Origin of the sequence: Polynucleobacter sp. UK-FUSCHL-C3 (genome assembly GCF_040409815.1) — a bacterium.
Lineage (GTDB): Bacteria > Pseudomonadota > Gammaproteobacteria > Burkholderiales > Burkholderiaceae > Polynucleobacter.
In genome coordinates, this window is the sequence record NZ_CP099959.1 from 1790877 (window position 1) to 1803127 (window position 12251).

Sequence of the window (12251 nt, forward strand, 5' to 3'; positions counted from 1 at the left end):
CCCGAGATTAAGTGAAGTGCCATTATTGCCATTAATCACAGTTTAGACACTCGATTATAGGATGATTTGCCTGACAGGCTTCATTTTGGAAAGGGGCTCGGGATAAACCCTTTCTACAGATAATTAAATGTGTGTACTTACTTATAAAAGAGATTTGTAACTATTTACGTTTAATTGCATCTGGGCGAATATATGCTGTTTTCCCATCCGATTTACTCAGATTCTTACCAAGAACCCATGCGTGTCCATAAACAATTTCTAGGGTCATTCTTTTTGCTCTCAGTGCCCCGCTCAGGGCATCTGGGGGCGTGCCAGGCTGAACGAGCCCAATAGCAAGGGCATCCCTTAGATAATTAGTTTCCGATTCATATTCCAAATACAAATACTCCATGTCCATCACGGGATCAGAGAAGCCTTTTTGAACAAGTGCATCCCCAATGTCATGCATATCCAATGCCCCCGGCAAACTCTTTATATAAGGGCTTGCTTTAAGTGATGCGCGTAGTTCTTTTCCAGTATCTGGTCCCAAATAGCTAAAACACAGTAAGCCATCCTCACATATTTGCCGATATGCTATCTCAAGCAAATCGTGTGGTCTTTCGAACTGCTGAAACTCTAGGGCGCTGACAATCAGCCCATAGTGATTTTCTAGATCACTCGGCCTTTGGCCAAAGAGCCTCCCCCGACCAAACAAAGCCCCCAAGGCACGATGCATACGAAGCCACATTACCTGATTAAGGCTTAAATGAGGGTCAGCAACGGTATCAATTTTTGCCTTTGGAAATCGTCTTGAGAATTGCCCAATACGAAGACCCGGAAAATCAGGTCCGATCAAGATTGCCTTGGGCTGTAATTTAATAGGCTCTAATTTTTCGAGCATCCGTTGGTAAATTTCAGCCTGTAGCCATGAGAGAGACGTGGACATGGGCTCAGTATACTCAGCGCCCCATGCATTTATTTACCCCCTTTGTTGAGTTTCTGCTTCCAACTTTGTGTATGGCATGTGAACAGGTGCAAACTAAATTGCTCTGTGCTAATTGCCTAGCAAAAATTACACTGAATATGCTAAATGGACCGCCGCATTGTCCTACTTGCGGCATACCTATTGCAACACCCGAGTCACCATGTTTTAGCTGTGTAGAACATAGCCCAGCCTATGACGAGACTTTTTATATAGACTCGTACGCTGGTGTCTTACAAACTGCTCTTCATGCCTATAAGTACCAAAGGCGACTTGCCTGTGCAGCAGGCTTCTCCTATCTTTGGAACCATTGTGCCGCTAAGGTCACCCTACAAAGTTCGGCCGACTATCTTCTACCAGTCCCTCTTGGGGTTCGCAAATTAACAAAACGAGGGTTTAATCAAAGCTGGGAGATTGCGAAACGTATTCAGCTACCTAAAACCGTTCGCAAGATACCCAATGCCTTAGGTCGCATCGACGATGAGACATCGCAAGCGCAGCGGAATCGAGAGATGCGCAAAGAGATGGCACAGGACTTGTTCTACCTAAACACAGATTGGTCCGGGCGCTTTAAGAACCAAAGAATTATTGTTTTTGATGATGTAATGACCACTGGGGCAACGATGAATGCAATCGCATCCTTATTAAAAAATCATGGCGCTAAACATGTAAGTGCTTGGGTTGTGTTGCGAACTCTACCCAAGAGTGCTCCATTTGCAATATGATCGCAGCATGTTTAATGTTGTTTTATTTGAACCCGAGATTCCGCCAAACACGGGGAATATTATTCGCCTCTGTGCCAATACTGGAGCAAGACTTCATCTAATTGAACCGCTTGGCTTTCCACTCGAACACGCCAAGTTAAGGAGGGCGGGGCTTGACTATCACGAGTTTGCAAACATTATGGTTTATCAAAGCTGGACTGATTTTCTAGAGAAGAGTAAAGCAAATCTATCGCGTGTATTTGCCTTAACAACGAAAGGGCAGTCATCCCTGTTAACCAGCAAATTTCTTAAAGATGATTATTTTGTCTTTGGCTCAGAAACAAAAGGGGTTAGTGCTGAGGTAAGAGCGGCTATTCCTAAAGACAATCATTTACGACTGCCCATGCTACCTGCAAGTCGAAGTCTCAATCTTGCAAACTCGGTTGCGATTGTGGTCTATGAGGCGTGGAGGCAACACCAATTTACTGGAGGTCTTTAAGACTCGGCCTTGGGTTCGCGTCCCATGAGAGCCTGCACGCCTTGCTCAACGGTTAATTTGCCATTTAAAACCTCCACAACGGTGGCACAAATTGGCATTTCTACCTGAAGGCGCTTTGCTAAATCAGTCACTGCTTTAGCGCACAAGACACCCTCTGCCACATGGCCTAATGCGTGTAAAACGTGTTCTAGATCTTGGCCTGCTGCCAAGGACAAGCCAACGCGCCGATTACGTGATAAATCACCGGTTGCGGTCAAAATTAAATCGCCTAAACCAGTTAAGCCCATGCAGGTCTCACTCTTACCGCCGGCTGCCTTGGTTAAACGCATCATTTCTGCTAAGCCACGTGTTAGTAATGCAGCCCGTGCATTCATTCCCAAGCCTAGTCCATCACCAATTCCTGCGGCAATCGCAAGGACATTCTTAATCGCGCCGCCTAGTTCCACTCCAATTAAATCATCGCTGGCATATACACGAATATTTCCATGATGAAATACCTGCTGGACTAATTCACAGAACTCTTTTTGATGGCTAGCGACCGTTAGCGCACACGGCAAACCTTCACCGACCTCTCGCGCAAAGCTCGGCCCTGACAAAACTCCAAAAGCATGCGTATGGCTTGGATGCTTTGCTAGCTCACGCTGTAATACTTGATGCGGCAATAAGGCAGTATTGGGCTCTAGTCCTTTGCATAGGTACAAAATATTGAGCGGATGTTTCGCTTGTATCAATACATCCCCTAAGATTTGGGACAACCCAGACATTGGTGTAGCAATAACCAATAGGTCGCCTAAGCGCAATCTGCCCAGAGCTTTTTGAAAATCAGCCTCTAGTAGAAGTTCCGTAGGGAGCGAAATACCGGGTAAATATTGTTTGTTCTCTGCATCGATTTGCAGTGCCTGCATCTGTTGTGGGTCACGCGCCCATAAACAGACCGAATAAGGGGCATGATGGCGGGCTGCAGATAGGGCGATTGCCGTACCCCATGCTCCACCACCAAGAACCGTGATATTCATTAGTTGGGCAGGATAATCTTGCTTTCTGCGTCACCAGAACCCGCTTGAGCACCTTGCGCGGCTTCGGCTTGCGCCAAGCGATTCTCATACATGCCATGAAAGTTAATATCCGAGAGATGAATGGGTTGAAAGCCTGCGCGACTAATAATATCGGCAACGTTGGAGCGCAAATATGGGAAGATTATTGTTGGGCATGTAATACCAAGCATCGGGTCAATCTGCTCTGGTGGAATATTTTTGAACTCAAAAATACCTGCTTGTTTTGCCTCAACCAAGAACATAACCTTACCATCTACCCTCGCTGTAACTGTGCTCAGTAGCGCAACCTCAAATAACTCATCGGTCAAACGATCTACTGCAATATCAAGCTCTACCTGAATTTGTGGTTCGCTTGCGACCAATAAAATGCCTGGTGCATTAGGCTGTTCTAAAGATAAATCTTTTAAATAAATGCGTTGAATCACAAAGGAGGGGTCATTAGTACCCGTTGCAGAATTAGGTGCAGCATCACTCATGTTAAATCTCTTTCTCTAGATAAGATGGGAGTAAGAACTAAAAATTATCCTAGCAGGGGATCAAGCCCGCCTGCGCGATCTAATGCTGCAAGATCGTCATAACCGCCAATGTGGTGATCGCCAATATAGATCTGTGGAACTGTTCTGCGACCCGTACGGGTCATCATTTCTTCACGCCGACTGGGGTCGACATCAATCAACACTTTCTGAAGATTCAGTACACCTTTTTTTTGTAAGAGCTTTTCTGCCATTACGCAGTATGGGCAGACACGGGTGCTATACATCAATACTTCAGGCATAAGGACTCCGTCTACTTGATCAAAGGCAAACCAGAGGTATGCCAGGCACCGATTCCACCGTCTAAAACGCCCACCTCAGCAAATCCTAATTTTCGTAATTCTTTGGCAGCCTTTTGGGAATGCGCTGATCCACGACCAATCAATACTACTGGCAATTTCTGATCTAATTTCAAAGCCTTCAGGCCGGCATCAAGGCTCTCCAAGGCTAGATTTTTAGCATTGGGCAAATGGCCTGCCTTAAAATCCTCCTCCGAGCGCAAATCAATCACATTTGCTTTGCGACGGTTTATCCAAATCGTCGCATCGGTAGGGCTTAGACCCTTGCCAGTCATTAGGGTTGATAATGTCGGCATGAATAGAGCCATACCTGAAATGATCATTAAGGCGGCGAGTACTAAATTGTCTGTTTGAGCTAAGAAGTCCATTGCTAGATTATAGAATGCATCTATGAAACAACTCATCCTTGTGCGCCATGGCCAATCTGCGTGGAACCTTGAAAATCGGTTTACGGGCTGGGCCGATATCGATTTAACCCCCACCGGCGTTGAGCAGTCCCTGAATGCCGGAAAGCTTTTAAGGGAGGCGGGTTACGAATTTGATATCGCCTATACCTCGGTTCTCAAAAGAGCAATTCGGACCCTCTGGCATATCCAAGACTCCATGGATCTAATGTGGGTGCCGGTGGTACATAGCTGGCGGCTTAACGAACGGCATTATGGCGGTCTTACCGGTCTTAATAAGGCAGAGACTGCAGCTCAATTTGGGGATGAGCAGGTCCATATCTGGCGCCGCTCTTATGAAATTCCACCCCCACCGCTAAACCAAGAACAGCGCGCAGAAATTGCCAAAGACCCCCGCTATTTCAAGCTAAACGAGCAAGACATCCCCCAAGGGGAATGCCTAAAAGATACCGTGCAGCGCGTTTTGCCCCTATGGAATGAATCCATTGCTCCAGCCCTAAAGATAGGTAAAAGGGTTATCTTGGTTGCTCATGGTAATAGTATTCGCGCTTTGATCAAGCATCTAGACCAAGTCTCCGATGAGGCCATCATGGGCATTAACATCCCCAATGGCAGTCCCTTGATATATGAGCTAGACGATGAACTAAAACCGCAACAACATTTCTATTTAGAGGCAAAATAGGGGCATGCGCCAGCTATTTAGAAATATTGCCCTCATAGGAATCGGATTAGTCGCCGGGATTGCCGCGACCATTCAACTCTCTGCTACTGCTCAACAGGGCACTAATACCCTTCCTTTAGATGAGCTCCGGACACTCTCGAATGTCTTTGGGCAAATTAAACGCGAGTATGTAGAGCCCATTGAGGATAAGCAATTGTTAACTGATGCGGTCAAGGGCATGGTCAGCAGTCTTGATCCACACTCCGCCTATTTGGATAAAAAAGATTTTTCTGAGATGCAAGAGCAAACTGCTGGCAAGTTTGCGGGTCTCGGTATTGAGATTACCTCGGAAGACGGTTTGGTCAAGGTGCTTAATCCGATTGAAGGATCGCCCGCTGCAAAGGCAGGCCTCCAAGCAGGTGATCTAATCACGCGCTTAGACGATAAGCCTGTCCGTGGCATGTCTTTAGATAAAGCAGTGCGCACTATGCGCGGCACTCCAGGTACTAAAATTACCCTCACGATTTTCCGCAAGAGTGAAGAACGCACCTTCCCGGTGACGATTACACGTGCAGAAATTAAAGTGCAATCGATCAAAGCAAAAATTGTGGATAACAATATTGCATGGGTTCGTATTACGAGCTTCCAAGAACGCACCATTCCTGATCTTGCTAAAAAATTAGCTGAGCTTGCCAATAAAGATCCAAAGCTAAAAGGCTTAGTGCTCGATCTGCGTAATAATGGCGGCGGTCTGTTGCAAGGCGCTGTTGGAGTGGCGGCGGCCTTCTTGCCCCCAGGTGCAGTCATTGTTTCTACAAAAGGACAGGCTCCTGACTCCAAACAGGTATTTAATGCAGTGCCTGCCATGTATAAGCTTAATGAGTCCGGCGACCCTCTCGATGAGGTTCCACCTCTCTTCAAAAAAATACCGATGGTCGTTCTGGTGAACGCTTATTCTGCATCCGCTTCTGAGATCGTTGCAGGCGCTCTGCAAGACTTCAAGCGCGCCACCATCATTGGTAAGACCACCTTTGGTAAGGGCTCTGTGCAAACCGTTAGACCGCTTAGCAATGACTCTGCACTCAAAATTACGACAGCCTATTACTACACGCCCAATGGTCGATCGATTCAGGCGTTTGGAATTAAACCGGATATTCCGGTTGATCAGAATAAAGATGGCGATCCTGACGATGTGTTAATCACTCGTGAAATCGATAGTGAAAAACATTTACGCAATAAGCAATCTTCAGAAGAAGCATTAATTAAAGACCGTGAGAAGCGCCGCCTTCAAGAGCTGCAGCTAATTGAAGAGCGCAACGCCAAGAAGACGCCTGAAGAACGAGAAAAAGATAAAAGTAAGCGCCCTCCTGAGTTTGGAAGCAACGATGATTTTATGTTGCAACAGGCTGTTGCTTTTCTGAGCGGTCAAACTGTGAAGCGCTCAGCATCCAAGCTTGAATAGTTCTCTTTGCTCATGAATGACGAGCAATTACTACGATACTCTAGGCACCTTCTGCTCGAAGAGATTGATATTGCGGGTCAAGAGCAATTACTCAATAGCCATGTTTTAGTGATTGGTGCAGGCGGCTTAGGCTCTGCATGTGCTCCCTATTTAGTTGCAGCAGGAGTGGGTCAAATTACCCTAGTGGATCACGATCGGGTTGAGCTTACTAACTTACAGCGTCAGATCATGCATCAAAACAACAGTGTTGGCATGACTAAGGTTGGGTCTGGAAAACGATTTCTAAATAGCCTTAATCCTGGGATCATCATTAATGCCATCAAACAAAAAGCCGATGAAGCATTACTTGAAGAGCTTGTCATAAAGGCATCGGTGGTGATTGATTGCACCGATAATTTTGCGACCCGTCATCTCATTAATCGAGCCGCCTTCAAACATAAGAAAGTGCTGGTCTTAGGAGCGGCAATTGGATTTGACGCTCAAGTCAGTGTATTTGATTTTAGGCAACCGAGCTCACCCTGTTATGCCTGTGTTTTCCCACCAGACCCCAATTTTGCTGAAACTAATTGCGCCAGTATGGGCGTCTTCTCTCCACTAGTTGGAATTATTGGCTCGCTCCAGGCCGCACAAGCCTTACAAATCTTGATTGGTTTTGGTGAGCCTCTCCTGGGGCGACTACTCATTTGGAATGCCCGTAATTCGCAAATCGATGAAATCAAGATACGACGAAATCCCGACTGCCCGGTATGCGGGGCTCACCGTCAATAAGTGTTAGTGGATTGAATCTAGGCGATTAATTATTTTGCTTTGTTCTACAGGATCAAAAGAGGCTAAGAGCTCATCAATATGCTTTTTCAGCTTTCGTGTATCCGCTTGCAAAATCTCACGCTTAACTAATAGTAGTTGACTAAAGTGCATTGAGAAATCAGTAAGCCCCATTGCCAATAAAAGCTTAGTTAGCGCTGGATCTCCTGCCATCTCCCCGCATACTGCAATTGGCACGTTCGCCTTTTGGGCCTGCCGAATGACCGAAGCAATCAAATTTAGTACCGCTGGATTTAATGGATCGTATAGATGAGCGACCGCATGATCAGCTCGATCGATTGCCAAGGTGTACTGAATTAAGTCATTAGTACCAATCGATAAATAATCAAAATGTTTTACAAAGAGAGGCATCATCAAAGCAGCCGCTGGTACCTCAATCATGGCGCCCACTTCAATATTTGGATTAAAAGCCTGACTACGTTCGCGAAGCTGTTGTTTTGCTTTATCGATCAAGCGAAGACTTTCATAAATCTCTTGAGCGTGCGCTAACATTGGCAATAAGAGTCGTACCTTACCGTGAGCCGATGCCCGCAAAATAGCGCGCAGTTGGGTTAAAAAAATCTCAGGCTCTGATAATGACCACCGAATTGCTCTTAAACCTAACGGTGACGTGCCCGTACTCCCGGTCTCCGCTCCGGACAAGGATTTATCAGAGCCAATATCAATCGTTCGAATATTTACGGGCAAGCCAAACATAGCCTCAACAGCACGCGTATATTCTTGATATTGCTTTTCTTCATCGGGCAGGCCGTGCTGTTGGTTCATAAATAAGAACTCTGAACGGAATAAGCCGATGCCCACAGAGCCCAATTCAATTGCGTGTCTAGTATCTTCGGGTAACTCGATATTGGCAAAGAGTTCAATATCAACACCATCTTTTGTTTTGGTCGGACTATATTTGAGCTCTTGTAATTTTTGGGTCTTACGATATTGTTCAGATTGCAAAGTGCGGTATTCACTTAGCAGAGCCTCATCGGGCGCCACAATCACAATCCCCGCATTACCATCAATAATTAACCAATCACCGTGCTCGATAATGTCACTCGCATGGCGGATGCCGACCAGTGCCGGAATCTCTAAACTGCGTGCCACAATTGCAGTGTGTGAGGTCTTCCCCCCTAAATCCGTTACAAATCCGCTTAAGTCGTTCTCCTTAAAACGCAACATATCGTGAGGTGCAATGTCATGAGCCACCACAATTGTTCCATCGTCAAAGTCACCGGAGATTAAACCTTCACCCCCGATCACTGTTTGACGATTTTGCGAATGGATTGCCTTTATAACGCGTTCTGCAACCTGCCGAATATCATTGCCTCGCTCTTTAAGATACGGATCCTCAATCTCCGAAAATTGCTCGAGCAGATCATTTAACTCTGTAGTTAAGGCCCACGCAGCATTTAAACGCTTTTGACGAATCAACTCGAGTGGCTTTTGTGCCAAGGTTGGGTCTGACAAAATCATTTGATGAACATCTAAAAATGCAGCCATCTCTTGAGGGGCATCTTTTGGCAATGTAGTCTTTAGAGCACTCAACTCATTACTGACCCGCTCAAATGCTTGCAATAGTTTATTTGCCTCGAGCTCTTCGGTTCCTGGCTCAACTAAATAATGGCTAACCTCGAGTGCCGCCCGCGAAATCAGTACTGCTTTACCAATAGCAATCCCTTTTGAAACTGATACGCCATGGAGAGCAAAACTCATACCTACTCACCCTCGCCAAAACGGTCATTGATTAGAGCGCAAAGATCTGCGATAGCTTTATCCTCTTGCTCGCCAATGGTTTCTAGCGTTACGACACTTCCAATTCCGGCGGCCAACATCATCACCCCCATAATGCTTTTAGCATTAATGCGGCGCCCGTTCTTGCTCAGAAATACTTCACAAGGATATTCACTCGCCAATTGAGAAAGCTTGGCCGAGGCGCGTGCATGCAAACCTAATTTATTGATGATCTCAATATCGACCTTTGGCATTATGGATCCCCAACCTTTTCATTTACAGAGGTATCTACATGAGTAACTGGTGTCCCCAGCCGAACAATACCGTTTTGTCCCCCTTGCATCGCCTTAAGGGCAACGGATTCCAAGCCATCGCCTCGATAGGAAATTGCTCGCATTAGCATTGGCAAATTGATACCGGCTAAGACCAAAATCTTGCAATCTAATAAACCCGGTTTTGTTAAACGGGACGCCACATTAGCGGGAGTGGCGCCCATTAAATCCGTTAAGACCAAAATGCCAGCCGCACTTTTGACTTGCGTTGCCGCTGTCATTACCCTCTCTTCACTCATGCGCACATCTTCGTGAGGTGGAATATCGACTGCTGCAACCCGAACTGGCAGTTCACCATAAGTGTGCTCAATAAACCCCAGCATGGAACTTGCAATCGGCGTATGCGCCACAATTAAGATACCGGGCATGGTTACGCTAACTCCTTTTCAAGTCGTGTTAACCATTTTTTTGCAACATCGTAATCGGTTTGTTGAGCGATTTCTACAAAACAAGTTGGGCTAGTTACATTAATCTCTGTTAAATATCCCCCAATCATGTCTAGGCCCACCAAAAATAATCCGCGCTGCGCTAATATGGGTGCAAGATGATTTGCTATCTCTTCTTCACGGGCTGTCAGCGCCATGGCTAAACCCTTGCCGCCCACTGCTAGATTGCCACGTATCTCCGTTCCTTGCGGAATTCTGGCTAATGCATAAGGCATTACCTCGCCACCAATTAAGAGAACCCGCTTGTCTCCGGCTGTAATTTCTGGGAGAAATCGCTGCGCCATTAAAGTGCGCGAACCGTTTTCACCCAGAGTCTCAACAATACTTCCTAGATTTAGACCATTGGAGCCCACCCGAAATACGCCCATGCCACCCATGCCATCTAATGGCTTAATAACAATATCGTGATGTAGCCCATGAAAATCCCGTATCGCATGAATATCCCGCGTTACCAAGGTGGGAGGAATAAATTGAGGGAACTCAGTAATGGATAACTTTTCTGAATGATTACGAACAGCATCTGGATTATTAAACACCCGCGCACCCTGCAGCACTGCTGCTGACAATATCCAAGTGCTTGTTAAATACTCGACCGTGAACGGTGGATCTTGGCGCATCAAGACCGCAGTAAAGTAGTCTAAAGAGTGTTCTTCAACTTCGCCTAATCGATACCAAATCAGATCGCTCGTTATTGTTAGAGGCTGGGCTCGCGCCCTGGCTTTGCCTTGACCCCACAATAAATCATGGCTTTGTGTATACCAAATTTCATGCCCGGCACTTTGAGCGACACGCATCATGGCTAAGGTGGTATCTTTTTCTACCTTAAAAGAATCAAGCGGGTCGGTAATAAAAAGAAGTTTCATGGCAATGGCCAATACTAGGCAGCCTCTGCGTCTGGATCGGTTCGCTCCAGCTCAAGTGAGGCAGCTAGCAGGGCCAAGCGGGCCACCACGCCATATAAATAGAAACGATTAGGTGCAGCACTTCCGGGCTTTGCCCGCATGTCTGGCATTGCATTTTGTTCAAATGCCAATGGCACAAAATGCATACCGGGGGCATTCAAGTTCTCATCCGGGCCGCGATCTGTATGAACGCGATAGAAACCGCCCACCACATAGCGATCAATCATATAAACCACGGGTTCAGCGACTGCTTCATTCACCTTCTCAAAGGTATACACACCTTCTTGTACGATCACATCACTAACCTCTAGACCTTCTTTAACCACGCTCATTTTGTTACGATCGCGTCGATTTAAATTCTTCAGATCATTTGCATCATGGGCAATCATGACCCCCATGCCATAGGTTCCAGCATCGGGTTTCACAACAACATAAGGCTTGTCTTTTATTCCGTACTCGCGATACTTCTTAGCAGTTTTCTTGAGTACTTGATCAACCGCTGCCATTAATTGTTCTTCACCCTTCTGCTCATGAAAGTTCATTCCTGAACAGCGAGCAAAATAGGGGTTAATCATCCACGGATCAATATTGATTAATTTGGCAAATTTCTTGGCAAGCTCTTCATAGGCCAAGAAATGATTGGACTTACGTCGTATTGGCCAGCCAGCATGCAAACCGGGCAATAAATATTGCTCATGGACATTTTCTAAAATGGGTGGAATGCCTGCTGATAAATCATTATTGAGCAGGATTGAGCAAGGATCAAAGTCTTTTAAGCCCAAACGCGTTTTGCGCAAACCTAAACGGGTCAGAGGCTCTAAAACTAAACGTCCCCCCTCTGGTAAATCAATCGCAGTCGGTTTCTTAATTTCATCCGATAAAGTGCCCAAGCGAACATTAAGACCAGCTTGTCGCAGAATCGATGACAAACAAGCGATGTTTTGCAAATAGAAAGTATTGCGGGTATGGCGTTCGGGGATTAGTAATAGGTTTTTAGCTTCGGGGCAGATCTTCTCAATCGCAGCCATGGCAGCTTGAACTGCCAGAGGGAGCATCTCCGGAGAAAGGTTATTAAAGCCGCCCGGGAAGAGATTGGTATCAACGGGGGATAATTTAAAGCCAGAGTTACGCAAATCAACCGAGCAATAAAAGGGCGGGGTATGTTCCTGCCACTCCAGCCTAAACCAGCGCTCTATTGTCGGAGTTGCCTCGAGTACTTTGGACTCAAGCTCTAGAAGGGGGCCACTAAGGGCGGTAATAAGATGCGGGACCATATCCGCATTGTAAGTTTTTTTGAAAGAAAGACGCGGAATCTCTCGATTCCGCGCTTAAAAACTAGGCAACCAACCAGTGTCGCCTAGTGAGGGGTAAAAATAAACAGACTAAATCATGCTTGCAACGCTTAAATCTCTAATTAGTCTGGGTTTGCCGGAATCACCAAAAACCAAC

General features: G+C 46.1%; 15 protein-coding genes. 5 read left to right on the forward strand and 10 right to left on the reverse strand.

All coding sequences use genetic code 11. The features are described from left to right. Positions 1 to 160: 160 nt before the first annotated feature. Positions 161 to 925 (reverse strand): methyltransferase type 11, encoded by a 765-nt coding sequence (locus tag NKE59_RS09080; protein ID WP_353438671.1) that lies wholly within the window; start codon positions 923 to 925, stop codon positions 161 to 163. A gap of 23 nt (positions 926 to 948) precedes the next feature. Between NKE59_RS09080 and NKE59_RS09085 the strand changes: the two genes are divergently transcribed. Next, positions 949 to 1686, forward strand: a complete 738-nt coding sequence (locus NKE59_RS09085) for a ComF family protein (protein WP_353438672.1) — start codon at positions 949 to 951, stop codon at positions 1684 to 1686. Positions 1687 to 1693: 7 nt separating this feature from the next. Continuing rightward, positions 1694 to 2164, forward strand: a complete 471-nt coding sequence (trmL, locus tag NKE59_RS09090; RefSeq protein WP_353438674.1) for a tRNA (uridine(34)/cytosine(34)/5-carboxymethylaminomethyluridine(34)-2'-O)-methyltransferase TrmL — start codon at positions 1694 to 1696, stop codon at positions 2162 to 2164. Here trmL and NKE59_RS09095 read toward each other — a convergent pair. The 4 genes from NKE59_RS09095 to NKE59_RS09110 are packed head-to-tail and all read right to left on the reverse strand — an operon-like array spanning position 2161 to position 4419. Then, positions 2161 to 3180, reverse strand: a complete 1020-nt coding sequence (locus NKE59_RS09095) for an NAD(P)H-dependent glycerol-3-phosphate dehydrogenase (protein ID WP_353438675.1) — start codon at positions 3178 to 3180, stop codon at positions 2161 to 2163. The genes trmL and NKE59_RS09095 overlap by 4 nt on opposite strands. Continuing rightward, positions 3180 to 3695, reverse strand: a complete 516-nt coding sequence (gene secB / locus NKE59_RS09100; protein WP_353438676.1) for a protein-export chaperone SecB — start codon at positions 3693 to 3695, stop codon at positions 3180 to 3182. The genes NKE59_RS09095 and secB overlap by 1 nt, the downstream gene beginning before the upstream one ends. Before the next feature lie 44 nt (positions 3696 to 3739). Then, a complete protein-coding gene (grxC, locus tag NKE59_RS09105) occupies positions 3740 to 3994 on the reverse strand; it encodes a glutaredoxin 3 (protein WP_353438677.1) in 255 nt (84 codons plus the stop codon). Between the two features lie 11 nt (positions 3995 to 4005). Further along, positions 4006 to 4419: a rhodanese-like domain-containing protein gene (locus tag NKE59_RS09110; protein ID WP_353438678.1), complete on the reverse strand. Its 414-nt coding sequence runs from the start codon at positions 4417 to 4419 to the stop codon at positions 4006 to 4008. A gap of 22 nt (positions 4420 to 4441) precedes the next feature. On the opposite strand from NKE59_RS09110, the gene gpmA reads away from it, so the two are divergent. From gpmA to moeB, 3 genes are read left to right on the forward strand one after another with little or no spacing between them, the layout of a single operon-like run. After that, positions 4442 to 5137, forward strand: a complete 696-nt coding sequence (gene gpmA, locus NKE59_RS09115) for a 2,3-diphosphoglycerate-dependent phosphoglycerate mutase (RefSeq protein WP_353438679.1) — start codon at positions 4442 to 4444, stop codon at positions 5135 to 5137. Positions 5138 to 5141: 4 nt separating this feature from the next. After that, a complete protein-coding gene (locus tag NKE59_RS09120) occupies positions 5142 to 6578 on the forward strand; it encodes a S41 family peptidase (protein ID WP_353438681.1) in 1437 nt (478 codons plus the stop codon). A 12-nt stretch (positions 6579 to 6590) separates the two neighbouring features. Further along, entirely contained in the window at positions 6591 to 7346 is a 756-nt protein-coding gene (gene moeB, locus NKE59_RS09125) for a molybdopterin-synthase adenylyltransferase MoeB (protein ID WP_353438683.1), read from the forward strand. A 3-nt stretch (positions 7347 to 7349) separates the two neighbouring features. On the opposite strand, the gene ptsP is transcribed toward moeB, so the two are convergent. Genes ptsP through gshA form a run of 5 tightly spaced genes read right to left on the reverse strand, consistent with a single transcriptional unit; the run spans position 7350 to position 12076 of the window. Next, positions 7350 to 9104: a phosphoenolpyruvate--protein phosphotransferase gene (ptsP, locus tag NKE59_RS09130; RefSeq protein WP_353438684.1), complete on the reverse strand. Its 1755-nt coding sequence runs from the start codon at positions 9102 to 9104 to the stop codon at positions 7350 to 7352. Between the two features lie 2 nt (positions 9105 to 9106). Then, complete coding sequence (locus NKE59_RS09135) at positions 9107 to 9376, reverse strand: HPr family phosphocarrier protein (RefSeq protein ID WP_353438685.1); 270 nt, start codon at positions 9374 to 9376, stop codon at positions 9107 to 9109. Next, positions 9376 to 9822, reverse strand: a complete 447-nt coding sequence (locus NKE59_RS09140) for a PTS sugar transporter subunit IIA (RefSeq protein WP_353438686.1) — start codon at positions 9820 to 9822, stop codon at positions 9376 to 9378. The genes NKE59_RS09135 and NKE59_RS09140 overlap by 1 nt, the downstream gene beginning before the upstream one ends. A gap of 2 nt (positions 9823 to 9824) precedes the next feature. Then, complete coding sequence (gene gshB / locus NKE59_RS09145; protein ID WP_353438688.1) at positions 9825 to 10763, reverse strand: glutathione synthase; 939 nt, start codon at positions 10761 to 10763, stop codon at positions 9825 to 9827. Positions 10764 to 10777: 14 nt separating this feature from the next. Next, positions 10778 to 12076 (reverse strand): glutamate--cysteine ligase, encoded by a 1299-nt coding sequence (gshA, locus tag NKE59_RS09150; protein ID WP_353438689.1) that lies wholly within the window; start codon positions 12074 to 12076, stop codon positions 10778 to 10780. Between the last annotated feature and the right edge of the window lie 175 nt (positions 12077 to 12251).

Coding starts and splice junctions, on each gene's coding strand:
- gpmA (WP_353438679.1), top strand. CDS start 4,442: ATGAAACAACTCATCCTTGTGCGCCATGGCCAATCTGCGTGGAACCTT.
- NKE59_RS09135 (WP_353438685.1), bottom strand. CDS start 9,376: ATGCCAAAGGTCGATATTGAGATCATCAATAAATTAGGTTTGCATGCA.
- grxC (WP_353438677.1), bottom strand. CDS start 3,994: ATGCCTGAAGTATTGATGTATAGCACCCGTGTCTGCCCATACTGCGTA.
- NKE59_RS09080 (WP_353438671.1), bottom strand. CDS start 925: ATGTCCACGTCTCTCTCATGGCTACAGGCTGAAATTTACCAACGGATG.
- ptsP (WP_353438684.1), bottom strand. CDS start 9,104: ATGAGTTTTGCTCTCCATGGCGTATCAGTTTCAAAAGGGATTGCTATT.
- NKE59_RS09120 (WP_353438681.1), top strand. CDS start 5,142: ATGCGCCAGCTATTTAGAAATATTGCCCTCATAGGAATCGGATTAGTC.
- moeB (WP_353438683.1), top strand. CDS start 6,591: ATGAATGACGAGCAATTACTACGATACTCTAGGCACCTTCTGCTCGAA.
- gshA (WP_353438689.1), bottom strand. CDS start 12,076: ATGGTCCCGCATCTTATTACCGCCCTTAGTGGCCCCCTTCTAGAGCTT.
- NKE59_RS09085 (WP_353438672.1), top strand. CDS start 949: ATGCATTTATTTACCCCCTTTGTTGAGTTTCTGCTTCCAACTTTGTGT.
- NKE59_RS09095 (WP_353438675.1), bottom strand. CDS start 3,180: ATGAATATCACGGTTCTTGGTGGTGGAGCATGGGGTACGGCAATCGCC.
- NKE59_RS09140 (WP_353438686.1), bottom strand. CDS start 9,822: ATGCCCGGTATCTTAATTGTGGCGCATACGCCGATTGCAAGTTCCATG.
- secB (WP_353438676.1), bottom strand. CDS start 3,695: ATGAGTGATGCTGCACCTAATTCTGCAACGGGTACTAATGACCCCTCC.
- gshB (WP_353438688.1), bottom strand. CDS start 10,763: ATGAAACTTCTTTTTATTACCGACCCGCTTGATTCTTTTAAGGTAGAA.
- NKE59_RS09110 (WP_353438678.1), bottom strand. CDS start 4,419: ATGGACTTCTTAGCTCAAACAGACAATTTAGTACTCGCCGCCTTAATG.
- trmL (WP_353438674.1), top strand. CDS start 1,694: ATGTTTAATGTTGTTTTATTTGAACCCGAGATTCCGCCAAACACGGGG.